Source organism: Haloarcula sp. HT12 (genome assembly GCF_055271655.1).
On record NZ_JBUXKW010000003.1, the window covers coordinates 475000 to 496048 of the forward strand.

Sequence of the window (21049 nt, forward strand, 5' to 3'; positions counted from 1 at the left end):
CATACGACATAAAGCCTGAACGACCCGGCTAGTCCGCTGAAGCGGAATCCAATTCGGGATAGGCGTACCCATGCTCAATCATCTGCTCCTCATACTCCTCCCGCCGATCGAGGATGTTTGAAACGGTACCGGTACTGCCCACAACATCAACTGCTTCGACAACTTCTCTGTGGGTGTACCCTGCATCTTTCATCGCCAAGACTCGAAGTACCTCTTCGAAGTCCTCGTCGGGCTCCCAGCCGAGACGGTCGTCGTCCCAATCCAGACCGGTTGGTGGTTCTCCTTCGCGGCCACCGTTCTCCCGGCGCTCGGCACGAGCCTCCTTTGACTTCGCAATCTCTTGGAGCTTCACCCACATCTCAACAACGCGCTTCACGCGGAATGCGAGGGATTCTGGGTCGATATCGTCGGCGAACACGAATTCTGCACCGCCCTGTATGGCGGCGTCCTTGATGACGAAGTAGAAGTCGTCCCGGCAGATACGCGTGTCATCGAACGCGAAGACGTGGTCGTACTCGCCGTCGCGGAGGCGTTCAATAGCAGCCTGTACTTCTGGGTTCGCGTCCAGACGGTTCTCAGACTCGATGCCTCGAGTGTGTCTGCTGAATCCGGTGTGGATGCCGAGGTCAACGTCGTCTACTTGGTCGGCAGAGTATCCGTGTTCTTCGTGGAGCTCAGTCGTTGTTTCACGCTGAAGGGCGAGACTGACTTTGTCGCGTTCGCCTTGGGAGCTCCGGATGAATCTGAGTGCGCGACTCATTCTGTGTCACCTCGGCGGGATTCGATGGTGATGTAGAAGCGTCCGCGTTTGATGTCCCAGTCGAGATCGGCATCGATCATGTGCATCGCGTGCGCGAGCGCCGTGGGGATGGCGACTGAGTATTGGTCGGCGCTTTCGTTGTACTGTACTTGTGTTGTTTTGGTTCCGTCTGGGTTCTGGTGGCCTTCTGGGTTGGCGCTGAGGCTGTCGCGGGACTCGACATGCCAGGAGAGGTGTTGGCCAGCGAGGTCGGGGAGGGTCTCGGCATAATCGATGGGAATGGTTGTCACGATTCTGCCGGATTTCTTGGTTTGTACGCGGGTCATCCGTTCACGTATGTTATTGTACGTGAACACTTATAAAGGAAAAGACGAGCACAGAATCCCGACCCCGTGAACAGAAACAAACTCACAACACATCGGGTCTCACGTCAGTCAGTCCTCCTGAGTACGCTCGGTTAACCCTTGCACACTGCTACGGATTGCATGCTTGTACACAAACATTAAACCGGGTAGGTCGATGAGTCGCGCTCGTCTTCCCTCGAGACACTCCGGATACTAGCTCAGATCGCCAAAGAGATCCCCATGCCGTTCTTCCAACGCTGAATCGTCTCCTCGCGCTCACCCATCGCATCTTCTCACCGAACGCGCACACCTCACTTCGTCACTGTCCGGTCACAGATCACAGTCACATGTGACTCGACCAGGTCATACTCATGGGTCACAGGCACACCTCACAGTCTAGACTCACAGATACAGAACATAGTGAGTTGGTAAGCGACAATCGTGGGTAAATAACCGCTACTCACCCCACAGTCTTAATACAGTGTGGGGAATACATACAGGCAAAGAATGGTAGAACAAAACCAAACCGAATTCCCGTTCGCAGAAGACGAACAAACCATCGAGAACGCACCCGAAATCTACCACTGGCTGGAAACCCACGACGTGACCGGCCCGACAGTAACAGAAGACATCAATCGGCTGTTCGACCCAGATCACTCACTGAAGGCCGACAGCGTTCGCTTCGACCCAGACGAAGGCACACTGTCCATCAAATTATCGAACCCGGGGTGGTGGGAAGCAGAAACAGTCGAACAGTACTACAACGACTGCATCGAGAACAGCCCGGACGGCTACCACTGGCACGTCAAAACTAAAGAAAAATGAAAGTCTACATCGAAAGCTCCGACCAAATCATCGAACGGAAAGCCGACACCCGAGGCCGCATCACCCTCGGCTCAGAATACGCAGATACTGAAGTTCAACTGGCCATCCTCGACACTGACGACGGCGAAGTCGATGAGTGACGCCCGGCCAACCGCTCTCCACCGACGCTAATCCTCTCGTAGCGCTCGCGTTTTGGTAAGTCGTGTACGGTTGATTCCATCCTATCCGAAGTAGAGAGTTTCAACAAGGACGAAAATCAGGACGCGAACTTACGAAAGCGTATCCACAGCATCTTCACGCTGCTGCTTGAACTCCTCCGTTTTCTCCGGATTCGACTCAAGTGATACAATTTCTTGGTCGGTCTCGTCCACCTCCACAGTGAAAACATCACCTGGCTCGGCATCAGCAGGCAGATCATTTACCGGGTACCGAGCATAGCACTGCTTATCGTTGTTATCGTCGTAAACTGTGAACTCAGCAGTCTCGTCTGCGACAGTAGCGAATTCACCATACAGCGTTTCGGTCATCCATCAATACCACGACAGACCGACATTAAAAATGTTACTCAGCAACTCGGATCGAAAAACGACAACACTCGCGGTCAATCTAAACCGACTCCCTCAATATCCACAACCACCCGGAATCGATAAGTAAACACTCCAAAAACACCCAACAAACGTGGCTGGAACTGCAATCGAAACGTTCTGCGACGAACTCATTCGACGCGTCCCTACCCATATTGAACCCATCCTCTTGGGGCAAAAAGACGAAGTCGGGAAGCAAGACCTCAAACAAGACCCCGAACAATTCGTCAACCAATACCTCATCTGGCCTATCTGCGAAGCTGTCGGACTGGACTACATCAGCGAATGGTACCACGAAGGACACGGCGGCTCCATTGACCTCCACATCCGCAACACCGACCAACCCATCTTCGGCGAATGCAAGCGCCTCAACCACTACAAACGCGCAATCAAAGACCTCCGAGAATACCTCCATCACAGAACAGCCCACACCCAATACGGCATCGCCACCGATGGCATCAACTGGCTGTTCGTCCGTGAACCAGGAGATCAGCGCAAAAACGTCGAAGTCCTTGAGTACCACTCCTTCCGCGGCGCACTCTTCGAGTGTCTCATCTCCGCCAACGCCGTCCGTCCGCAACTCCAAGGCGAACGGGTTCTATGGAACTCCTCCGTCGGGAAAGTAGCGAAAGCACCCTATCAACAGTACGGGAAACTGCACCGAGAACCAATCGACGAATCCATCCAGAGATTCACAGATAAATTCTCACCCGCCAATTTATCTGGCTATTCTGATACGAATGCGTACGACGAACCAATCACCACCTTCGATGATCACTCATCAGAGAACCGCTCTGAAACAACTCTCGACGACTTCAACTAGACGATCGGTACTTCCTAACTCCCTTCTCGGATAAACCAGCAAAACAGTTATAATCGAGAGTCAGCAATATGTCAAAAACGGTTCGTCGCCGATTGATGTCCAATGGAAAACCAACAGGACACCCACACACCAAGGTCGAACACAACTGGATACCTACTCAGCGGAGGACTGCTACTCGCCGGACTCCTCACCACAGGAACCCAACAACTGGCACTACTCGCAACCAGTGCAATCGTCTTCGGATTTTCACACCGAGTAAACGGTACACGCCTTCTCCCATACCTTGTCGACCGAGCCCGAAACACTCTCTCACCTCTGAAACGCCGAGCACTCCTCGCACTCCTAGACCTCACGATCCCCAAATTCAACAGACTCACACACCACTTCCAAACAATCCAAGACGAATTAGAACGCGAACAAGAAGCCCAACGACTCGTAGACGAATTCGTCGAGACAGCCGAAACGCACCTCAATATGGCTGTCCCCACCATCGACACCGACAAACGAAACGACATCGCTAGCACGGTCACCGAAGAACACGACGGCGAACTCTCTCCAGCCACGACATACCGAACCATCGCCGAATCGATATACCCCAACACCCCCCAGAACGAACTCGAAGCACGCCTCATCACCATCCTCACCTACCACGTAGACCACGCCACTAACTCCACAGAACGCTACAAACTCGTCACCCAAATCGACCAGCTCATCAGCGGCTGCACATTCTACCCACTCGGAGACGCAGCCGACAAGATCCTCACGTGCTACGAAGCATTCTGCCTTGAGAATCACACTGAGTCTACACCCGGGGATGTCTTTGAGTACGACCGAACTCGCTCTGACCGGGAGCTCACTGACGAATTCCTCCGCAACTACAGCGACGAACAACGCTTCAAACACGTACTCAAAAACAACCGGCAAATCGAAGAACTACGCTCAACGCTCGCAGATCTCGTTCGAACAGGAAAACTCGACATCGGCAATATCCACGAAGACGTCATTCGAGAGAAACTGAAGGAAGTTGAGGAAGAACTAAACGAACGAGAATCCCAGTACAGCAGCTATCTCCTCATCTCCAGTAAACTCATCAACGAAAACGACCCGCATGGAGCAAAAGCTATCCTAGAGGCCAAATACCCGACCATCAAACTCGGCACTTGGGAAGTCAAACGCAATACCGAATTCGAGGAGGTCTTGCTCAGCACACGCCTCATCTACACCACCCGCGACTACCCCGACACAGACACATTCCTCAACGAAGAGATCAAACCACTTCTACCACCGAAGGAGGAACTCAATGAAGGCGCGTTCGTTGCCGTATTGCCCTTCGAAGCCCCCGATTACAAATCTCACCCGACGAAAGAGGAAGTCATTGAACACACTGAATCCGACTGGTGGGAATCCACGACCGAGAAAAACTTCGAATACATCGAATCCCTGCAAATCGGCTCAACTGGCCTCGCCGCAGAAATCGCCACTGAAAACATCACTCGCGAAGTCTCCGTCGACGAACTCCTCCGAGTAATCCCATTCAACGTCGTTGCCCCCCAACTCAATCGCGAACAGAAACGCGTCATCCGAGACAACTACAAACCACTCAAGAACACCTTCAACGTCGAGACGCTCTTCGACTGGGGCAACGTTAACCCCAAAGATCTCGCCGAGGAACTCCACGCTATCGAACCTGAAATCGACTACGACGAATGGGAAACCACCGCTGAGAACATTATCGAGGGTATCGAAGAATGTACTAACGCTACGAGTATCCAACCAGACCCAGCTACAGCATAATTTCTCACCGACAGTATTTGCCGAGCGACGCCGGCATCTCTTCAACTGAAGCGATCTCCACCTGGTCGCGGAATTGGACGCCTTCGAGCGTGTCGTGGGAGGGATACAGTTTGGCAATTGTCCGCAGCCCTTCGTCGGCGTCGAATAGCCCTTCGTGTTCTCGGTGGGCAAAGGTCGATATACACGGTGAGCTCTCGTGCTCGAAGCAGCTGCGTCGGGCTGTGCGCATGACCATCCACCTGAGTTCCAGCACCAGTCAGAGGGGAGGATTGCAGTATTGATCATATCGGCTAAATGTACGATAGTCCTGGTATAAAGCTGGTAAGCAGAGAAAGCTGGTCTTCGCGCTAGCCGTCCGCGACCGGTCGCCCGCGCAATAGTGTTGTGTTGCCGCGGGCGACACGCCCGAGATACACTCTATGAAACTGAAAATCAACAGGCTCATCGATCGTCTCAAGTCAGCCATCACATCTTCAAGTCACACTCACAGATCACAGTCACACATCACAGACATCGATCACAATGACGCGATGGAGATCCTGTCCTCAGAACGCCGTCGGTGGGCGATCGAAGTCTTGGCCGAATACCCACCAGAAGCAACCGTAACGGTGGCCGACTTAGCCGAGGAAGTGGCTGCACGGGAGAACAACTGCTCGGTGGAAGAACTGACCTCGAAACAACGCGAGCGCGTCTACATCGCGCTGGTACAGACTCACCTCATCTCGATGGACGGATACATCGAGTACGACGAAGACCGGAAAGTAGTGACCCCCACGGAAACGCCGCAACGTCTGTGGCGAGCGTATACCTCCTTCTGCCGCCGACTGAACGGCTAGCGTCGGCACCACTATAGCCCTCAGTTGGGGCGTACTGCATATGCGACAACGAAGTGTCAACTACTTCTTCGGCAGTCTATTCAGCCAACAAGCGATCTTCGCCTATGGCATCGCAGTCGGGGTTACAACTGCATTTCAGCTCCTCCTTCTGACCGGAGACTTCTTTGACAGCATGCCGACCCGCACCGATACGCTTCCAGTCTTCGTCGAACTCTATATCGAGACACTCCTTCCGCTCTGGATACCACCGATAACCAGCTGGAACATCGCCATGGTCATCGTCAACGCGATGGTGATGTTGCTGATATTGGGGTGGTGGACGACCAAATACGACCGGGCATTTTAGTTGAGCTCTCGCTCAAAACCCCCGCCCTTGGTGAATCCACTAGTTCGTTTAAATACAGGCTCTTTAGAAGCGTCAAAACGCCGTAATTCTGGAGATACAGCTGGCTACTCCACCGCCAATTTCGCAACAGCACATAATGGAAATTGTCTACCTGAACAAAGTCGAGCAGCGTGAGTCTCGTTAACTTTTATCACGCTACTCTTTGACTGTCGTCCATAGTGACCCGCAGACACGAGTTCGATAGACCGGAAATCTCCAGTAACGGAGAGATTTGACGTGGGAGGGTCAGATTCTGAAGTAGAAATCACGGGAGAACAGACCTCGGCGCCGCAGATACTGGAGTCGATAATTGAGTCCGCCCAGCACGAGATGGAGCGCGGGACTTCAGGACTCTTACTTTCAGGGTTCTCAGCCGGCCTCGATATCGGGTTCGGGCCGCTGCTGATGGCAGTCATGCTTACGGTCTCCGAAGGTGGCTACGGTGATATCGGTACGGAGCTACTACTGGCGAGTGCCTACTCCATCGGATTCATCTTCGTTATCATCGCACGATCGGAACTGTTCACTGAACACACGACTCTCGCAGTGATGCCCGTGCTTGACAATCGCGAATCGCTCGGAAAGCTGGCCCGACTCTGGGCGTTGATCTGGACCAGTAACATCGTAGGAGGCGCATTATTCGCCTTGTTCGTCGTCCTGTTGATGCCGAACCTCGGGGTCGCAAGCCCAGAGGCGTTCGTAACCATTGCCCAAAAGCTGGTCTCCCACGAGCCCAGGTGGCTGTTCGTCGCGGGCATCCTCGCGGGGTGGCTCATGGGGCTGTTAGCGTGGCTGATAACCGCCGCAAAAGACACCACCAGTCGCCTGCTTATCATCTGGCTCGTCACTGCCTCGATCGGTATTCTCCATCTTCCACACTCGATCGCAGGGAACGTCGAGGTGCTGTTTGGGGTGTTTCTTTCCACCGAAATATCGGTCCTCGACTATGTAACGTTCCTCGGAATAGCGACTGTCGGGAATGCGGTTGGAGGGGGCGTGTTTGTCAGTCTATTAAAATACGGGCACGTCGTTCGCGGTGGGGGCTGAACAGTGTGAACCAGAGGGCAGCTAGTACTCCCAGAGACGGTTGATACGCGATTCGATATCGGGATGTGCCGCCCGGAGGGCGTCGACATCGATTTCGCCGTCGACGTTGATGACGTGGACTTCACCCCGCTGGCCGTCGTACGCGTCCTGAAAATCGTAAACGACGCCGAACACGTCGACAGCGTCGGGAACGTCGTCACTGCTTCGCAGGAACTCGACCTGTCTGTCGACGTTGTACTCGACGAGGCGGTTGACGGCCGCAGCCCGCTCGATGTCCTCTGGGAGTCGCTCCACTCCGGGCGCGAGGTGTGGTTTGAGGACGCTGAGACAGTGTTCGATACCCGCCGGTTCGTCGAGCCCGTCTGTCAGGTCGTCGTATGTCGCCGTCACCGCTCCACAGCCAGTGTGGCCGATAACGATGGCAGTTTCGGTCATCGTGTGTTCGATCGGGTACAACACGTCGCCGGACACCGCCTCGCCGGAGGCAGTCCGCTGGATGACTCGATTCCCGATGTTGCTACACGTAAAGAGGTGCCCCGGTTCGCTGTTGCCCCACATGTGGTCCTGGAGGACGCGCGAATCGGAGCAACAGACCGTTACGGCGTCCGGCGTCTGTGCGTTCTGGACGCTGTCGAACCGGTCCCGGAACGCCGCCGCGTGATCGGCGTTTCCGGCGAGTAACGTGCGTAATAGCTGGCTCATGCGTGGGCAGATAGCCGCCACGAAGTAAACTCATTGGACTCGGACGGCGCTGACCGCCCAGAGTTGACACCGGCTAAGTCGGTCACCCCTCGAAAACCCGTGCGAGGCCGAACCGACGCTCTGAGCATGACAGTGAGAGGGTGAATCCATCGCCGACTGTGGGTTTCAACGGCGTCGGCGCCGATTGGCGAGTAGTTCAATGGCGCGAAATTTCAGTCGAGCGTAGAATACGAACACCTAATAATATCCCTTGCGAGGAAATCGCACGCATGCCAGAGCCAGTCATCGCGTCCGTCGGCGCCTCGCCGCTCGGCCGCACGGACCTCCCGGGCCGGGACCTGTTCTCGGTCGCCCTCGCGGAGGCGTTCGACGACCTGCCCGACCCTGCCGACCTCGTTGAGGCGGTGTACGTCGGTAACCAGTCGGAGAGCTACGAACACCAGATAATGCACGGGACGCTCCTGGCCGAGTGGGCCGGCCTCCGTCACGTCCCCGCCGAGCGGGTCGAGGGGTGTGCCGCCGCGGGCGCGCTCGCCCTGCGGCACGCGGTGAAGGACGTCCGCAACGGCGAACACGACGCCGTGCTCGCCTGTGGCGTCGAGAAGATGACCGCCGGGGGTACCAGCGGCGCGACGGACGCGCTGTCGGCGGCGTTCGACCGCGCCATCGAGCAGCGCTCCGGCATCACCGCGCCCAGCCAGTACGCACTGCTCGGCCAGCGCTACCTCCACGAGACCGACGCGACGGAGCGCGACCTCGCCGAAATCGCAGTGAAGAACCACGCTAACGCCGCTCACAACCCCCGGGCACAGTTCCCGAAGGAGATCGACGTGGCGACGGTCATGGAATCTGACCCCGTCGCCCCACCGCTGAAGCTCTTCGACTGTGCACCGGTCGGGGACGGCGCTGCAGCCGTCCTCGTGACGTCCGCCGAACTGGCGGCCGACCTGGACCGACCGCAGGTTCGCGTCGCGGGCAGCGGGGCCTCAGCGAACAACATCGCCGTCGCCGAGCGGGACATGACCGACATCGCCGGCGCTCGCGTCGCCACCGAGACGGCCTACGAGGAGGCGGGCATCGACGCCGCGGCCGTCGACTTCGCGGAGGTCCACGACGCCTTCACCGTCTGCGAGGCCTTGCTCGCGGAGGCCGCCGGCTTCGCCCCCAAGGGAACGGGCTATCAGAGCTATCGGGCGCCGGCTGAGCGGGCCGACGGCTGGACGGACGTACAGTTGAGCCCCAGCGGCGGACTCAAGGCCCGTGGTCACCCCATCGGCGCGACCGGCCTCTTGCAGGCGCTCGAGGCCTACGAACAGCTCACGGGGGCCGCAGGCGACCGCGCGGTCGAGGGGGCCGAGACGGCCCTGCTGCTCAACGAAGGGGGCGTCGGGGACGCCGTCACCGTCAGTCACGTGCTCACGACGGCGGAGGCACGATGACTGACGGCGATCTCGGTGCGACCGACCCGCGGACGCTGCCGGGCTTCTTCGACGCCCTCGCGGACGGCGAACTCCTGGGCGGAGTCTGTGCGGACTGCGGACAGGTCCTGTTGCCGCCGCGGCCGGCCTGCTACGCCTGCGGCAGCCGCAATGTCGACGTCGAACCGCAGTCCCCCGAGGGCGAGGTGTTCTCGTACACGGCGGTCCACACGCCGCCGCCGGCGTTCGCTGCGGACGCGCCCTACACGGTCGCCGTCGTGGAACTCGCGGACGGTGGCCGACTTCTCGGGCGCGTGGCCGCCGACTACGACGAGGTGGCTATCGGCGACCCGGTCGAACTCACGGTCCGCGAGCCGACGGATGCAGAGCGGGAGATCGCGCTCGATTACGAGAGCGACTGGCCTGCCCACGTCTTCGAGCCGCGGTGAGGCGACCGAGTGGAAGAGAACCTGGTGGCACAGCTGAGCGATGTATCGACAAAGGGAATGGGGTCGGAGGGATTTGAACCCCCGATCGGCTGATATCTCCGTCCTGCGCCTCGGAACTCCAGAGGGTCATCGTTGCGAGCCGGTGATCAGCCGGCCGCTCAGTATATCAGCCCTCGAAGTGTCGTCCCAGGCGCGTGGCCTCTGGAGTCAGCCGCCTTCCCGGACTAGGCCACGACCCCGCACTCCGGCGTAAGCCGACTCGCATTAAAGGGATTTCGATTGGCAGACGGCGCTCAGTCGCGGTCGGTGTCGGCCCAGTCGCACTCCTGGCACTTGTAGCCGGTGACAAACTCCATTGCAGAGGGCATGTACCCCACGGAGATGACGTTCTCGCCGCAGTCGGGGCAGTCCCTCTCGGCGTCTTCGATTGGTTCTGCGTCCATGACGCTCTCGCCTTCGATGAGTTCGGCCAGGCTCTCGGGGGTTTGCATCCGGCCCTGCACAACGCGGTTGTCGCTCATACCGGACAGCCGGGCCTGATGGGCCTAAAAGTTCTCCATCACAGCCACGGGGCGCGTTCCTGCTCGGGCTCGTACTCGACCGCGGCCCCGTCGTCGGTCTGTTCGTCGGCGGCGACGCCCTGGGACGCGCCGCCGTCGGCGAAGGCGGCGGTGAGGTCCACGGCGTCGGGGCGGTATTCCGTGTGACGCGTGCGGGCGTTTTCGGGGTCGAACGACAGCAGCGCCGTGACGGCAAGCACCGCAAGCGCCACCGGTGCGTCGGTCGGCATGACGCCGAGGACCGAGAGGGCGAGGACGCCAAGGGCGACGGCGCTGCCGAAGCGGAAGCGGTCGATATCGACGGCGTTGCGGAGCCACGGGCTCGCCAGCGCGACGGCGAGGGCGAAGCCGATACCGACGCCGGTGGTGGCAGCGGCCCGGAGCAAGACGCCGGGTTCGATGGCGGTGACCAGCGTCGCGCCGGCGGGGTCGAGGCTCGCCAGCAGGCCGAGCACGACGATGACGGCCGGTCGCGGCAGGTACTCGCCGATCCGGGCGCTCGCCGTCTGGGCAGCGATAGCGAGGATGACGAGGCCGGCGAACCGTTCGAGGGTCGCCAGTTCGACGACGCCCGCGATGGTCGGCGCGAGCGCCGCCTCGACGATGGCGATCGGTAACAGGACGGCCCCGATGATGAGCACGGACCGGGCTTGCTGCCGGGGACCGCCCTCGAGTTCGGCCAGCACGACGGCGACGGTAGCCGACCCGCCGAAGACGAGCAAGCCTACTTCGAGGACGCCGGTCCAGGTCGAAAGCGCCCCCGCGAGGACGAGCACCGGGAAGATGCCGTCCACTAACGGGAGGCCCATGACGGTCGCCAGGAGCCGGCCGCCGCGGCCGACCTGCTGCTCGATGTCGAGCGCAATCGGGTGTCTGGAGATACTCATGTCGTGTTACGGTCGAGCGTGACCCAACTCCCGTCGGGGGATTCTCGCTCGGTCCTGACGGGCACGACAGAACTGCCAGAACTGTTTACCGAACCGCATGAACGTTGTGTTGCCCGACGCTATCGGCGTCGTCTGACGGGCAGTACCGTTCCGTGCGAGTTCGGTGAGTCGCATGTTTTTAATTATCCTTCATTCCCACATAACCGTTGCGTGAGAACTGGGCACACACGCCACCGTTTCTCCGGAATCAGACGCCGTTTGTGGACGAACGTCTCACCATCGAAGGAGAGGCCTGACAAATGAGGCATCATGGGACTGTTTCCGGAAGGCCTCCCAGCGACGAGTGTGGCACCGAACCCCACGTAGCGTCGAGTCTCGCAACGTTTTTGCCGGGCCGTCGTGGACGATTTACATGGCGAACGATTCCGAGCCTTTCTCAGAGAAGCTCCGAGTGCCGGAGGCGTTGACGTTCGACGACGTACTCCTCAGACCCAAGGAGTCCCGCGTCGAACCGGACGAGGCAGACACGACGACGCGGGTCTCGAAGTCGGTCGAACTGACCGTTCCCGTCCTCTCCGCGGCGATGGATACCGTCACCGAGAGCGACATGGCGATCGCGATGGCGCGACAGGGCGGTATCGGCGTCCTCCACCGCAACATGAACGCCGACCAGATGGCGACCGAGATCGAGCGGGTCAAACGCGCCGACGAACTCATCATCCGCGACGTGGTGACGGCCAGCCCGAACCAGACCGTCCGCGAGGTCGACGAGATGATGGAGCGCGAGGGCGTCTCCGGCGCGCCGGTAGTCGATGACGACAACGGCGAGGTCCTAGGCATCATCTCCGGGACGGACATCCGGCCGTATCTGGAGGTCGGCGAGGACGACGCCGTCACGGATGCGATGACCGACGAAGTCGTCACCGCCCCCGAGGACGTGACGCCGCGAGAAGCGCTGGAACTAATGTACGACCACAAGATCGAGCGCGTCCCGATCGTCGACGACGAGAACCGGCTCGTCGGACTGGTCACGATGCAGGGCATCCTCCAGCGCCGCGAGTACGACCAGGCCGCCCGCGCGGACGACGGCTCGCTCCGCTGTGGTGCCGCCGTCGGTCCCTTCGAGATGGACCGCGCGCAGGTCGCCGACGAGGCCGGCGTTGACATCCTCTTCATCGACTGCGCACACGCCCACAACGCGAACGTCATCGAGAGCGCCCGCGAGATCAAGGCCGAAGTCGACGCCGACGTGGTCGTCGGCAACATCGGGACCCGGGAAGCTGCCGAGGCTGTCGTCGACTTCGCCGACGGCGTCAAGGTCGGTATCGGTCCCGGCTCCATCTGTACGACCCGCGTCGTCACTGGTGCCGGGATGCCACAGATCACCGCTGTCTCACAGGTCGCCGACGTAGCGAGCCAGCACGACGTGCCGGTCATCGCCGACGGCGGCATCCGCTACTCCGGCGACGCAATCAAGGCCATTGCCGCCGGTGCTGACGCGGTGATGCTCGGCTCGTACTTCGCCGGGACCGACGAGGCTCCGGGCCGCGTCATCACGATGAACGGCAAGAAGTACAAGCAGTACCGCGGCATGGGCAGCGTCGGCGCGATGAACGAGGGCGGCGGCGAGCGCTACCTCAAGGACGACGAGGAGGGCGAGGAGTTCGTCCCCGAAGGCGTCGAAGCCGCGACCCCCTACAAGGGCTCGCTGGCCTCCGAACTCCACCAGCTCGTCGGCGGGATGCAGTCCGGGATGGGCTACGTCGGGGCCGAGACGATCCCCGAGTTCAAACAGCGCGCCGAGTTCGTGCGCGTCTCCGCGGCCGGCCAGCAGGAGAGCCATCCCCACGACGTGATGATTACGGACGAAGCGCCCAACTACAGCCCCGACAGCTAAACGCCCACTGGTACAAAAGACCGCAGCCGAGTATTACGCGGTTTCGCAGGCCGGACTACACGCTTCCGTCTGTGCTGCGTTCGCGTCGGGGTACGCTTTGAACGACTCACCACAGTTCGCACACTCGAACGTGTCGAAGTCGGACATAGCGGACGGCCGTTCTCGCGCCGCGGAAAAAATTATTGCGGGTACGCCGGTCAGTCGTAGTAGTCTTCGTCCAGTGGCAGCTCCGTCCCGGACGACGTGACTTTGTCGACGGTCGTTTCCAAACGCAGTGTCTCGCTGCATTCGGGGCAGATGACCGCCACGTCGACCTGGAGAGAGTCATCGGTGTCGTAGATTCCCAGAACCTCCGCGTCAGAGGCGTACAGATACTCCGCCGACAGTTCGTGCTCGTGGTCACGAGCGTAGTCGTACGTCATACGTGCCCGCTACACCCGCGTCTGTGTTGATGGTTTCGGCGATTCCCAGTAACAGCACATACAGGGAACCCGTTCGAAGCTGGGGCCATGAGCGACTACGCTGTCGAAGTCGGGGCCTGGGACGAGTTCGAAGATGCGGCGACAGCCGTTCGAACAGCGGTGTTCGTCGAGGAACAGGGTGTCTCCGAGGACGAGGAACTCGACGGAAAGGACCCGGCCGCAGTCCAGTTCCTGGCCCGTGACGGCGAGTACCCCGTCGGCACCGCTCGGCTCCGGTTCCCCGAGCCTGCCGTCGGCAAGGTCGAACGGGTCGCGGTTCGCGAGCCCTACCGTGAGGACGGCGTCGGCGCGGCGTTGATGCGAGCCGTCGAGGACGCCGCTCGTGACGACGACGCGACGATGCTCAAACTCCACGCACAGACCCGTGTCGAGGCGTTTTATCGGAAGTTGGGCTACGAAACGGTCAGCGACGAGTTCGAGGAGGCCGGTATCCCACATGTCGAGATGCGAAAGCGACTGGACGGCTGAGCTGTCAATGAAGAGATCGACAGCCAATCCCGGGATCGAACAGCAAAGTCGGCCCTGGACGAGAGAACCGGATATGAGCTACGAGCTACATGCCCACACTGCGGACGTGGCCGTCGAAGCCACCGGCAGCACGCTCGGTGACGCGTTCGCCGCCGCCGACGGCATGGCCGCGGCGTAGTGTGACGCCGCGTGATGAGCCGAACCCAAGCGAAAAACGAGTTCTGGGGCGGCGGCGTACAGGACAGCCTCCGGAGCCAGCAGGTGTACGTCAAGGCCCAGAGCGGGGCAACCGTTGGCGAGGAGGCACCCGGAGTCTACAAGGACGTCGACGAGGTGGTTCGGGTCTCCGAGGCGCTGGGCATCAGCGACACGGTGGCCCGGACGTTCCCGGTGTGCAACAGCAAGGGCTGATCCCGGAACGGCCCCGCCGGGTGCTGCTGTTCCGTTCTGCCGATAGCTGCTGGTCGGGGATCGACTCAATACAAACATGTTTGCCTGGTGCCATCTTTGTTGAGATATGGCGCGACGAGCCGAGTGGGGCGCAAACGCGAAGGCAGTCGCCAGTATCGCCTACGACAGCGACATCAGGTACGTCGCGGCGTCGTTGGCGTACTACGCGTTCATTTCACTGATGCCGGTGCTGTTGCTCGTGTTCATCGCCTTCGGACGGCAACTCGCTAGCGTGGTCTCAGCCACGGGGGCGCAGTTTCTCACTCCCGAGACACAGCGATTGCTGTCCGAGAGCCTGACGACAGCTACGGGGCGGACGGCAGCGACGGTCCTCTCCGTCGTCGTCCTCGCCTGGAGCGGTGCGAACGTCGCCGTCGGCTTCCTGACCGTCGTCGAGCGGGTCGAAGCCGTGGCGGAACGCTCGCTCAGGAGGCAGGTCTACGACGCCGTGACCGTCCTGGGAGCGCTCTTTGTCGCGGTTCTCGTCATCCTCGTCCAGAGCGTGTTCCTGGCCCTGTACTCGACCGGGCCGGTCAGTATTGTCATCGGCTTCGTCCTGCTGTTCGGTGCCCTGACAGTGGCCCTGCTCCCCCTGTATCGCACTCCTTCCCGTGTCGCCAACTCGGTCACCGATGCGTTCCCCGGCGCGGTGACGACCGCTGTGGGCTGGACCGTCCTGCACGCAGCGATACAGTTCTACACCGCCAACGCCGGCCGATACGCCATCTACGGCGTGGTAAGCGGTATCCTGCTCATCCTCACCAGTACCTATCTGGCCGCGATTATCCTGATGGTCGGCATCGTCATCAACGCCGTGTGTGCCACCGACACTGACGACCTGTACGACGTGAGTTCCTGATACTGTCGGACAGAGGATCCATGTCGAGATCGCGCCGCTCACGGGTTCGCCCGCGTGACAAGGATACGGACTGGAAAGGATTGAACCACCGGAACTTCGCTCCCTAGATCGCTCCGTCGATCAAACCCGCTCCGAAGCCGCTCTGCCCCTCACGAAGTGCTCGTCGCAAAAACGGGCCGGAAGGGATTTGAACCACGGTCGGACGTGCTCGCTTCGCTGTGCGCGACCTCCCTGCTTCAAACCCTTTGGGCGTTTTCACTGCTCACGTTCGTTCACAGGAAGACGGGCCGGAAGGGATTTGAACCCTCGACCGACGGCTTAAGAGGCCGTCGCTCTGCCAGACTGAGCTACCGGCCCAGTGCACTCATTGCTCTGGACGGCCCGGTAAAATAGGTTTTCATTCGAACGCCTCGTGTCGGTCTGTCGCACGTTGCTTGCACACAACAGCCAGCTAGCGCGATGGACGGCCACTGGGGTCGCGCGTGGCGTGACTATACCCTGCATTGTACGGCGTTTACCTGGGTTTCGGAGTCCGTTCGCGGGCGACCGTTCCCAGTTGGTTGGAGAAATAGCTGGCATTAAAGAGGCTTGACGCCAAGCGATACAGACACTAATGAGTACAGCCAGCGGCATCACGATGGCCTCTATGTCGACCTACGCCATCCTCGGGTGTGGGAGTGTTGGCCACGCCGTGGCGGAAGAACTCGTCGAGGAGGGGAAGGACGTACTCATCCTCGACGCGGACGAGGGGCGAGTCGAGGCGCTCCGCGACCAGGACCTCAACGCACAGCAGGCCGACATCTGCGAGACCGACGTCGCCCAGACGGTCGCCGACCGCGACGTGGTGCTCATCATGTCCCCGGACGTGAACGCCAACGCGGAAGCGGTCCGAAACATCCGCGAGTCCGGCGGCGAGCAGTTCATCGTCGCCCGCGCCGACGACCCCGTGTCGGCCGACGACCTGACCGAACTCGGTGCGGACGTGGTCATCAACCCCTCCGCGGTCATCGCGGATTCGGCGCTGCGGGCGCTTGAAACCGGCGAACTGGAGTACAAGGCCTCACAGCTCGGGGACGTCATCGACGGGACCGAGGAACGCATGGCGATACTTATCCACCGGTCGCCGGACCCCGACTCCATCGCCTCGGCGGCCGCGCTGCGGGCCATCGCCGCGAGCCGCGACGTGGAGGCCGACATCATCTACGAGGGCGAGATCGGCCACCAGGAGAACCGCGCGTTCGTCAATCTCCTGGGTATCGAACTGACCTCGAACGAGGACGTCGACCTCGACGACTACGACACGTTCGCGCTGGTGGACGTCGCCAAGGGTGGTGAGCCGGTTATCGATTCGGTCGATATCGTCGTCGACCACTACGAGCATGAACACGAACTGGAACACGACGCCACGTTCTCCGACATCCGGCCGAACATCTCCGCCACGTCGACGATTCTGACGAAGTACATTCAGGAACTGGACCTCAATCTCGATCAGAGCGTCGCCACGGCGCTGCTGTACGGTATCCGCGCCGAAACGCTGGATTTCAAGCGCGACACGACGCCGGCGGACCTGACCGCCGCGGCGTATCTGTATCCGTTCGCCGACCACGACACGCTCGAACAGGTCGAATCGCCGTCGATGAGCCCGGAAACGCTCGACGTGCTCGCCGAAGCGATCCGGAACCGCGAGGTACAGGGCAGTCACCTCGTCTCCAACGCCGGGTTCATCCGGGACCGCGACGCGCTGGCACAGGCGGCACAGCACCTCCTCAATCTGGAGGGAATCACGACAACAGCGGTGTTCGCCATCGCCGACGACACCATCTATCTCGCTGCTCGGTCGAAGGACATCCGGATGAACATCGGGAAGGTGCTGTCGGACGCGTTCGGAGGAATGGGCGAGACGGCGGGCCACTCCACCGACGCAAGCGTCGAGATACCGCTCGGCATCTTCACCGGCCTCGACACGAGCGACGACAACAGAGACACCCTGCTGGAACTCACGGAAGAAGCGGTCAAGCGGAAACTGTTCGAAGCGATGGGCGTCGACAGTTCCAGTAGCGAGAGTTCGAACGGAAACTAGGCCGGGACTTCCTCTTCTTCGTCGCCGGCTTCGGGCTGGCGGAGCCGCTCCACGATGTCGCTGACGATGACGACATCGCCGACGGCCTGGACCCACCGGTACGGAATAATGACACCCCGTGCCGCGTTCACCTCTTCGTCGAACAGCTCCGTGTTGAGCTGGTGGAGTGCCAGCCCTGTCACTTCCTTGCGGTCGAGTTCCAGCCGAAGGTCCTCGACTTCGCCGACAAAGACGCCGTTTTTCGAATATACCTCGCGACCCACGAGGGCTGTGATCTCCTGTGGCAGATTCTCCGTTCCCATACGACGGTGGTTGGTCGGACAGCTTATAAAGCTTCTTTGCGACTGAAACGTCCACGATTCGGAGGAGTGACTGCCACACAGCAGTCCCGTATTTGGGTCGCGGGACTTTTGGGCCGCTTCCCCGTTCGCTCGGTATGCTCGACCCTGGCGACCCCGCCCCGGATTTCGACCTGCAAGGGACCACAGACGGTGGCGTCGGACCGTACCGGCTGTCTGCTGCGACGAACCGCGCGCCGGCGGTCGTGGCGTTCGTTTCCGGCGACGACCCAGATTCGCGGAGCCTCCTCACCGAGCTAGCCGAGACGGACTGGGCAAGCATGTCAGACGCCGTGGCCGTCTTCGGCGTCGTGCAGGCGCACATCGACGACTGTCAGAGTCTCGCCGCGTCGCTCTCGCTGCCGTACCCGCTGTTGTCGGACACGGCCGGCGTCGCTACCCAGTTCGGCGTCCGAAAACAGGACGGCAGCGTGCAGCGGGCGGCGTTCGTCGTCGACCGGCGGTGCCGCGTGCAGACGGCGACAGCGTTCGACGATTCGGGCGAGAGCGCGCCGGATCTGGACGCGATTCTGCGTGGCCTCGCCGACCTGTAGCTACTCGCCGCGGTCCAGTTCACCGGCCAGTAAGCCGTACACGTACACGTCCTCGTGGCGGCCGTCGCGGAACCAGTGGTCCCGCAGGGTCCCCTCCCGCTCGAAGCCCGCCTTTTCGAGCACGCGCCGGGACCCGTCATTGCCGGCCAGCACCTTGGCGTACAGTCGGTGGAGCCGCCGCTCCCGAAAGCTGTACGCGGCGACCGTTCGAACGGCATCTGTCGCGTAGCCGTTGCCCCAGGCATCCGGTGTGAGGAAGTAGCCGATTTCGGCGGTCCCCGGCTGGGTCGAGACGGCCATCAGGCCGACCGTTCCGACCGGGTCGCCGTCGACACAGACCAGCAGATGGACGTTCTCCGAATCGAGACCGGTCTCGGATTCGAGCCACTCGCGTTCGGCCTGCTCCGTCTTCGGCTGGGACGCCGAGAGGCCGTATCGTACGTCCGGGTCGTTGACTGTCTCCTGCAGGAACGGGACGTCCTCGTCCGCTATCGTCCGGAGCGTCACCGTTTCCCCGCGGAGGAACACTGGGCCGGGCATACCGGAACGAATACACAGTTGACACAAGACTGTTGCCGTGGTGTGTGTACTGATAGCATTTATAGTCCGCTCGTCGGCCGCGATGCTCGGGCCAGAACGACACGCCAAAGGGACCCCGGCACTGCGCTGGGGTATGGGAACGCCGCTGGATTCACGCGAACAACAGGCGACGGCAGTCGTCGACCGACTGCACGAGGAATACCCCGACTCGGCTATCTCGCTGAACTACAGCAATCGGCTCGAACTACTGGTCGCAGTCGTCCTCTCGGCGCAGTGTACCGACGAGCGGGTCAACGAGGTCACCGCGGACCTGTTCGAGAAATACCGGAGTGCCGAGGACTACGCCGAAGCCAGCGAGGAGCAACTCGCCGAGGACATCTACGGCATCACGTTCCACAACAACAAGGGCGGCTATCTCCAGGGCATCGGCGAGATTCTGACCGAGGAACACGGTGGCGAGGTCCCCGACACGATGTCGGCGCTGACCGAGCTCCCGGGCGTCGGGCGCAAGACGGCCAACGTGGTGCTCCAGCACGGACACGACATCGTCGAGGGCATCGTCGTCGACACGCACGTCCAGCGCCTCTCGCGTCGCCTGGGACTCACCGAGGAAGAACGGCCGGCGGCCATCGAGCAGGACCTGCTCGACGTGGTACCAAGCGACGAGTGGCAGCAGTTCACACATCTGCTCATCGACCACGGGCGAGCGGTGTGTGGCGCGCGCTCCGCGGACTGTGAGGCGTGTGTGCTCGCGGATATCTGTCCCTCGGAGAAGGGCGACAGCGACATCGATCTCGCCAGCGGCGAGGCGTGGTAGCCCAGCGGCGAGCGGTTTAGCTGTCGTCCTCTCCGAGGCGCACAGTGAGAACAGGCACATCAGACGTTCTGACGACCTTTTCCGCGACGCTGCCGAGTAGATACCGCTCGACACCCGTCCGACCGTGGGTCCCCATGACAATGAGATCGATATCGTTCTCGGCGGCGTAGTCGAGGATCGCGCTGTGCGGTGGACCGCGTTCGACGGTGGTGACGGTGTCGACTGAATCGGCCTCGTCTGCCGCCGCGTCGACGATGTCCTGTGACCGCTGTTTCAGGGTCGATTCAATGTCGTGTTCTTCGCCGACCATACCCGGCTCTGACTCGTCGTGTTCCGTCGCAATCATGCCGGTCGTCGCCCCCTCCGTCCCCGCGGCGGTCATCCCGATGTGTGGTGACGACGTGTCGAGAACGGTCATGATGTGTAACTTCGCGTCGTGTGTCTCGGCGAGATTGCGTGCGTGGGCAAGCGCTGCTTCCGCTCCGTCGCTACCGTCCGTCGGTAAGAGGATGTGTTCGTACATTGGAACCACAACTAGCGATGGACATGCAACCCTATTGAAACATCCACTCCGTTCGCAACAACCGAGAATCAGGGCCGCTATCGACGCCACTTACGCCACGTACCGGAGGGCGTATCGAGCGACACCGACCAGATACGCCAGCAGCCAGAAGATGACGTATCCGAACACGCCGATCCGGAGCCGCGAGCGCCAGTGACTGAACGTCTCGTCGCCGATCTCGTCCAGCAGCAGGTCCTCGTCGTACTCGTTGTAGAGGTCGTGCTCCCGCTTTGCACGGAAGATGCGCACGATACCCGTCCCCCCGAAGGCGAGCAGCGCGTACGCCTGCAGGCCGAGCATCGCGTGGACGGCCGAGAGGCCGCCGAGCTGGTCCGGGAGGCGTGGGATCATCCAGAACACCATCGGGACGGTGGTCAACACTAGCCCGGTCGTGACGAACTTCAGGTGGTGCATGAGCACGTCCCAGGTGACCGGCTCCGTCTCGATGATGTAGTACGCGCCGTACAGGAAACAGGGGAGGCTGAGCGTCACCGACAGTAACACGACTGTGGCCACGAGGCCGTCCGACACCATGACCTGACCTAGGGACAGTGCTCGCTAAAGACTGCCGGATGCAGAAGGTCAGAA

At 60.9% G+C, this 21049-nt stretch carries 28 protein-coding genes, 2 tRNA genes and 2 pseudogenes; 17 read left to right on the forward strand and 15 right to left on the reverse strand.

Annotation, left to right across the window (positions count from 1 at the left end):
- Positions 1-28: 28 nt before the first annotated feature.
- Positions 29-760, reverse strand: coding sequence for a serine integrase family protein (locus ACY9XZ_RS12030; RefSeq protein WP_463457267.1), 732 nt, complete (start codon positions 758-760; stop codon positions 29-31).
- Complete coding sequence (locus ACY9XZ_RS12035; RefSeq protein ID WP_463457268.1) at positions 757-1086, reverse strand: hypothetical protein; 330 nt, start codon at positions 1084-1086, stop codon at positions 757-759. Before ACY9XZ_RS12035 ends, ACY9XZ_RS12030 begins: the two co-directional genes overlap by 4 nt.
- Before the next feature lie 525 nt (positions 1087-1611).
- Here ACY9XZ_RS12035 and ACY9XZ_RS12040 point away from each other — a divergent pair.
- Together ACY9XZ_RS12040 and ACY9XZ_RS12045 are read left to right on the forward strand one after the other, a co-directional pair.
- Positions 1612-1929: a hypothetical protein gene (locus ACY9XZ_RS12040; protein ID WP_463457269.1), complete on the forward strand. Its 318-nt coding sequence runs from the start codon at positions 1612-1614 to the stop codon at positions 1927-1929.
- Positions 1926-2069: a hypothetical protein gene (locus tag ACY9XZ_RS12045; RefSeq protein ID WP_463457270.1), complete on the forward strand. Its 144-nt coding sequence runs from the start codon at positions 1926-1928 to the stop codon at positions 2067-2069. The genes ACY9XZ_RS12040 and ACY9XZ_RS12045 overlap by 4 nt, the downstream gene beginning before the upstream one ends.
- Positions 2070-2198: 129 nt before the next feature.
- Here the strand turns inward: ACY9XZ_RS12045 and ACY9XZ_RS12050 are convergent, their stop codons facing one another.
- Complete coding sequence (locus tag ACY9XZ_RS12050) at positions 2199-2456, reverse strand: hypothetical protein (protein ID WP_463457271.1); 258 nt, start codon at positions 2454-2456, stop codon at positions 2199-2201.
- Positions 2457-2607: 151 nt separating this feature from the next.
- On the opposite strand from ACY9XZ_RS12050, the gene ACY9XZ_RS12055 reads away from it, so the two are divergent.
- Together ACY9XZ_RS12055 and ACY9XZ_RS12060 are read left to right on the forward strand one after the other, a co-directional pair.
- Positions 2608-3336 carry a hypothetical protein gene (locus ACY9XZ_RS12055; RefSeq protein ID WP_463457272.1) on the forward strand — a complete coding sequence of 243 codons (729 nt, stop codon included), beginning with the start codon at positions 2608-2610 and terminating at the stop codon, positions 3334-3336.
- Positions 3337-3438: 102 nt separating this feature from the next.
- Positions 3439-5130, forward strand: coding sequence for a hypothetical protein (locus ACY9XZ_RS12060; protein ID WP_463457273.1), 1692 nt, complete (start codon positions 3439-3441; stop codon positions 5128-5130).
- A 4-nt stretch (positions 5131-5134) separates the two neighbouring features.
- On the opposite strand, the gene ACY9XZ_RS12065 is transcribed toward ACY9XZ_RS12060, so the two are convergent.
- Positions 5135-5359, reverse strand: a complete 225-nt coding sequence (locus ACY9XZ_RS12065; RefSeq protein ID WP_463457274.1) for a hypothetical protein — start codon at positions 5357-5359, stop codon at positions 5135-5137.
- 190 nt (positions 5360-5549) lie between these two features.
- Between ACY9XZ_RS12065 and ACY9XZ_RS12070 the strand changes: the two genes are divergently transcribed.
- The 3 genes from ACY9XZ_RS12070 (at position 5550) to ACY9XZ_RS12080 (ending at position 7398) form a co-directional block, all read left to right on the forward strand.
- Positions 5550-5966 (forward strand): DUF7344 domain-containing protein, encoded by a 417-nt coding sequence (locus tag ACY9XZ_RS12070; RefSeq protein WP_463457275.1) that lies wholly within the window; start codon positions 5550-5552, stop codon positions 5964-5966.
- A gap of 40 nt (positions 5967-6006) precedes the next feature.
- Entirely contained in the window at positions 6007-6312 is a 306-nt protein-coding gene (locus ACY9XZ_RS12075) for a hypothetical protein (protein WP_463457276.1), read from the forward strand.
- A gap of 276 nt (positions 6313-6588) precedes the next feature.
- Entirely contained in the window at positions 6589-7398 is an 810-nt protein-coding gene (locus ACY9XZ_RS12080; RefSeq protein WP_463457277.1) for a formate/nitrite transporter family protein, read from the forward strand.
- A gap of 21 nt (positions 7399-7419) precedes the next feature.
- On the opposite strand, the gene ACY9XZ_RS12085 is transcribed toward ACY9XZ_RS12080, so the two are convergent.
- Positions 7420-8100 (reverse strand): carbonic anhydrase, encoded by a 681-nt coding sequence (locus tag ACY9XZ_RS12085; protein ID WP_463457278.1) that lies wholly within the window; start codon positions 8098-8100, stop codon positions 7420-7422.
- A 269-nt stretch (positions 8101-8369) separates the two neighbouring features.
- On the opposite strand from ACY9XZ_RS12085, the gene ACY9XZ_RS12090 reads away from it, so the two are divergent.
- Together ACY9XZ_RS12090 and ACY9XZ_RS12095 are read left to right on the forward strand one after the other, a co-directional pair.
- Positions 8370-9539 (forward strand): thiolase C-terminal domain-containing protein, encoded by a 1170-nt coding sequence (locus tag ACY9XZ_RS12090; protein ID WP_463457279.1) that lies wholly within the window; start codon positions 8370-8372, stop codon positions 9537-9539.
- Complete coding sequence (locus tag ACY9XZ_RS12095; protein WP_463457280.1) at positions 9536-9967, forward strand: Zn-ribbon domain-containing OB-fold protein; 432 nt, start codon at positions 9536-9538, stop codon at positions 9965-9967. Before ACY9XZ_RS12090 ends, ACY9XZ_RS12095 begins: the two co-directional genes overlap by 4 nt.
- Before the next feature lie 58 nt (positions 9968-10025).
- On the opposite strand, the gene ACY9XZ_RS12100 is transcribed toward ACY9XZ_RS12095, so the two are convergent.
- The 4 genes from ACY9XZ_RS12100 to ACY9XZ_RS12115 all read right to left on the reverse strand — a co-directional run bounded on the left by ACY9XZ_RS12100 (position 10026) and on the right by ACY9XZ_RS12115 (position 11588).
- A tRNA-Trp gene (locus tag ACY9XZ_RS12100) sits at positions 10026-10206 on the reverse strand.
- Positions 10207-10260: 54 nt separating this feature from the next.
- Positions 10261-10488, reverse strand: coding sequence for a DUF5795 family protein (locus tag ACY9XZ_RS12105; protein ID WP_463457281.1), 228 nt, complete (start codon positions 10486-10488; stop codon positions 10261-10263).
- Positions 10489-10526: 38 nt separating this feature from the next.
- Complete coding sequence (locus ACY9XZ_RS12110) at positions 10527-11414, reverse strand: DUF5794 domain-containing protein (protein WP_463457282.1); 888 nt, start codon at positions 11412-11414, stop codon at positions 10527-10529.
- 6 nt (positions 11415-11420) lie between these two features.
- Positions 11421-11588 (reverse strand): hypothetical protein, encoded by a 168-nt coding sequence (locus ACY9XZ_RS12115; RefSeq protein WP_463457283.1) that lies wholly within the window; start codon positions 11586-11588, stop codon positions 11421-11423.
- A 238-nt stretch (positions 11589-11826) separates the two neighbouring features.
- Between ACY9XZ_RS12115 and guaB the strand changes: the two genes are divergently transcribed.
- Entirely contained in the window at positions 11827-13311 is a 1485-nt protein-coding gene (gene guaB / locus ACY9XZ_RS12120) for an IMP dehydrogenase (protein ID WP_463457284.1), read from the forward strand.
- 197 nt (positions 13312-13508) lie between these two features.
- On the opposite strand, the gene ACY9XZ_RS12125 is transcribed toward guaB, so the two are convergent.
- Positions 13509-13733 carry a hypothetical protein gene (locus ACY9XZ_RS12125; RefSeq protein ID WP_463457285.1) on the reverse strand — a complete coding sequence of 75 codons (225 nt, stop codon included), beginning with the start codon at positions 13731-13733 and terminating at the stop codon, positions 13509-13511.
- Between the two features lie 87 nt (positions 13734-13820).
- Between ACY9XZ_RS12125 and ACY9XZ_RS12130 the strand changes: the two genes are divergently transcribed.
- The 4 genes and pseudogenes from ACY9XZ_RS12130 (at position 13821) to ACY9XZ_RS12145 (ending at position 15570) form a co-directional block, all read left to right on the forward strand.
- The gene (locus tag ACY9XZ_RS12130; protein WP_463457286.1) at positions 13821-14261 is read left to right on the forward strand and encodes a GNAT family N-acetyltransferase; all 441 of its coding nucleotides are present in this window, start codon (positions 13821-13823) and stop codon (positions 14259-14261) included.
- A 73-nt stretch (positions 14262-14334) separates the two neighbouring features.
- Positions 14335-14436: pseudogene (locus ACY9XZ_RS12135) on the forward strand (archease); the annotation flags it as partial.
- Positions 14437-14447: 11 nt separating this feature from the next.
- A pseudogene (locus ACY9XZ_RS12140) lies at positions 14448-14672 on the forward strand (RtcB family protein); the annotation flags it as partial.
- Between the two features lie 106 nt (positions 14673-14778).
- On the forward strand, positions 14779-15570 hold the full coding sequence (locus ACY9XZ_RS12145; RefSeq protein WP_463457287.1) for a YihY/virulence factor BrkB family protein: 792 nt from the start codon (positions 14779-14781) through the stop codon (positions 15568-15570).
- Positions 15571-15853: 283 nt separating this feature from the next.
- Here ACY9XZ_RS12145 and ACY9XZ_RS12150 read toward each other — a convergent pair.
- Positions 15854-15927, reverse strand: a tRNA-Lys gene (locus ACY9XZ_RS12150).
- 256 nt (positions 15928-16183) lie between these two features.
- On the opposite strand from ACY9XZ_RS12150, the gene ACY9XZ_RS12155 reads away from it, so the two are divergent.
- The gene (locus tag ACY9XZ_RS12155; RefSeq protein ID WP_463457288.1) at positions 16184-17650 is read left to right on the forward strand and encodes an NAD-binding protein; all 1467 of its coding nucleotides are present in this window, start codon (positions 16184-16186) and stop codon (positions 17648-17650) included.
- On the opposite strand, the gene ACY9XZ_RS12160 is transcribed toward ACY9XZ_RS12155, so the two are convergent.
- Complete coding sequence (locus ACY9XZ_RS12160) at positions 17647-17952, reverse strand: PRC-barrel domain-containing protein (RefSeq protein ID WP_463457289.1); 306 nt, start codon at positions 17950-17952, stop codon at positions 17647-17649. The genes ACY9XZ_RS12155 and ACY9XZ_RS12160 overlap by 4 nt on opposite strands.
- Before the next feature lie 134 nt (positions 17953-18086).
- On the opposite strand from ACY9XZ_RS12160, the gene ACY9XZ_RS12165 reads away from it, so the two are divergent.
- A complete protein-coding gene (locus ACY9XZ_RS12165; RefSeq protein ID WP_463457290.1) occupies positions 18087-18542 on the forward strand; it encodes a redoxin domain-containing protein in 456 nt (151 codons plus the stop codon).
- On the opposite strand, the gene ACY9XZ_RS12170 is transcribed toward ACY9XZ_RS12165, so the two are convergent.
- Positions 18543-19082 (reverse strand): GNAT family N-acetyltransferase, encoded by a 540-nt coding sequence (locus ACY9XZ_RS12170; protein ID WP_463457291.1) that lies wholly within the window; start codon positions 19080-19082, stop codon positions 18543-18545.
- 133 nt (positions 19083-19215) lie between these two features.
- Here ACY9XZ_RS12170 and nth point away from each other — a divergent pair, with 133 nt between their 5' ends.
- A complete protein-coding gene (gene nth, locus ACY9XZ_RS12175) occupies positions 19216-19899 on the forward strand; it encodes an endonuclease III (protein WP_463457292.1) in 684 nt (227 codons plus the stop codon).
- A gap of 16 nt (positions 19900-19915) precedes the next feature.
- Here the strand turns inward: nth and ACY9XZ_RS12180 are convergent, their stop codons facing one another.
- On the reverse strand, positions 19916-20422 hold the full coding sequence (locus ACY9XZ_RS12180; RefSeq protein WP_463457293.1) for a universal stress protein: 507 nt from the start codon (positions 20420-20422) through the stop codon (positions 19916-19918).
- Positions 20423-20512: 90 nt separating this feature from the next.
- Positions 20513-20995 carry a DUF7321 family protein gene (locus ACY9XZ_RS12185; protein WP_463457294.1) on the reverse strand — a complete coding sequence of 161 codons (483 nt, stop codon included), beginning with the start codon at positions 20993-20995 and terminating at the stop codon, positions 20513-20515.
- Positions 20996-21049 lie beyond the last annotated feature (54 nt).

What these genes read in the sequence shown, in the direction of transcription:
- ACY9XZ_RS12030 (WP_463457267.1), bottom strand. Translation starts at nt 760, where the DNA reads ATGAGTCGCGCACTCAGATTCATCCGGAGCTCCCAAGGCGAACGCGAC.
- ACY9XZ_RS12115 (WP_463457283.1), bottom strand. Translation starts at nt 11,588, where the DNA reads ATGCGACTCACCGAACTCGCACGGAACGGTACTGCCCGTCAGACGACG.
- ACY9XZ_RS12105 (WP_463457281.1), bottom strand. Translation starts at nt 10,488, where the DNA reads ATGAGCGACAACCGCGTTGTGCAGGGCCGGATGCAAACCCCCGAGAGC.
- ACY9XZ_RS12045 (WP_463457270.1), top strand. Translation starts at nt 1,926, where the DNA reads ATGAAAGTCTACATCGAAAGCTCCGACCAAATCATCGAACGGAAAGCC.
- ACY9XZ_RS12090 (WP_463457279.1), top strand. Translation starts at nt 8,370, where the DNA reads ATGCCAGAGCCAGTCATCGCGTCCGTCGGCGCCTCGCCGCTCGGCCGC.
- ACY9XZ_RS12075 (WP_463457276.1), top strand. Translation starts at nt 6,007, where the DNA reads ATGCGACAACGAAGTGTCAACTACTTCTTCGGCAGTCTATTCAGCCAA.
- ACY9XZ_RS12035 (WP_463457268.1), bottom strand. Translation starts at nt 1,086, where the DNA reads ATGACCCGCGTACAAACCAAGAAATCCGGCAGAATCGTGACAACCATT.
- ACY9XZ_RS12155 (WP_463457288.1), top strand. Translation starts at nt 16,184, where the DNA reads ATGAGTACAGCCAGCGGCATCACGATGGCCTCTATGTCGACCTACGCC.
- ACY9XZ_RS12145 (WP_463457287.1), top strand. Translation starts at nt 14,779, where the DNA reads ATGGCGCGACGAGCCGAGTGGGGCGCAAACGCGAAGGCAGTCGCCAGT.
- ACY9XZ_RS12130 (WP_463457286.1), top strand. Translation starts at nt 13,821, where the DNA reads ATGAGCGACTACGCTGTCGAAGTCGGGGCCTGGGACGAGTTCGAAGAT.
- ACY9XZ_RS12095 (WP_463457280.1), top strand. Translation starts at nt 9,536, where the DNA reads ATGACTGACGGCGATCTCGGTGCGACCGACCCGCGGACGCTGCCGGGC.
- ACY9XZ_RS12170 (WP_463457291.1), bottom strand. Translation starts at nt 19,082, where the DNA reads ATGCCCGGCCCAGTGTTCCTCCGCGGGGAAACGGTGACGCTCCGGACG.
- ACY9XZ_RS12110 (WP_463457282.1), bottom strand. Translation starts at nt 11,414, where the DNA reads ATGAGTATCTCCAGACACCCGATTGCGCTCGACATCGAGCAGCAGGTC.
- ACY9XZ_RS12040 (WP_463457269.1), top strand. Translation starts at nt 1,612, where the DNA reads ATGGTAGAACAAAACCAAACCGAATTCCCGTTCGCAGAAGACGAACAA.
- ACY9XZ_RS12050 (WP_463457271.1), bottom strand. Translation starts at nt 2,456, where the DNA reads ATGACCGAAACGCTGTATGGTGAATTCGCTACTGTCGCAGACGAGACT.
- ACY9XZ_RS12070 (WP_463457275.1), top strand. Translation starts at nt 5,550, where the DNA reads ATGAAACTGAAAATCAACAGGCTCATCGATCGTCTCAAGTCAGCCATC.
- guaB (WP_463457284.1), top strand. Translation starts at nt 11,827, where the DNA reads ATGGCGAACGATTCCGAGCCTTTCTCAGAGAAGCTCCGAGTGCCGGAG.
- ACY9XZ_RS12160 (WP_463457289.1), bottom strand. Translation starts at nt 17,952, where the DNA reads ATGGGAACGGAGAATCTGCCACAGGAGATCACAGCCCTCGTGGGTCGC.
- ACY9XZ_RS12065 (WP_463457274.1), bottom strand. Translation starts at nt 5,359, where the DNA reads ATGCGCACAGCCCGACGCAGCTGCTTCGAGCACGAGAGCTCACCGTGT.
- ACY9XZ_RS12085 (WP_463457278.1), bottom strand. Translation starts at nt 8,100, where the DNA reads ATGAGCCAGCTATTACGCACGTTACTCGCCGGAAACGCCGATCACGCG.
- ACY9XZ_RS12180 (WP_463457293.1), bottom strand. Translation starts at nt 20,422, where the DNA reads ATGTACGAACACATCCTCTTACCGACGGACGGTAGCGACGGAGCGGAA.
- ACY9XZ_RS12125 (WP_463457285.1), bottom strand. Translation starts at nt 13,733, where the DNA reads ATGACGTACGACTACGCTCGTGACCACGAGCACGAACTGTCGGCGGAG.
- ACY9XZ_RS12165 (WP_463457290.1), top strand. Translation starts at nt 18,087, where the DNA reads ATGCTCGACCCTGGCGACCCCGCCCCGGATTTCGACCTGCAAGGGACC.
- ACY9XZ_RS12060 (WP_463457273.1), top strand. Translation starts at nt 3,439, where the DNA reads ATGGAAAACCAACAGGACACCCACACACCAAGGTCGAACACAACTGGA.
- nth (WP_463457292.1), top strand. Translation starts at nt 19,216, where the DNA reads ATGGGAACGCCGCTGGATTCACGCGAACAACAGGCGACGGCAGTCGTC.
- ACY9XZ_RS12185 (WP_463457294.1), bottom strand. Translation starts at nt 20,995, where the DNA reads ATGGTGTCGGACGGCCTCGTGGCCACAGTCGTGTTACTGTCGGTGACG.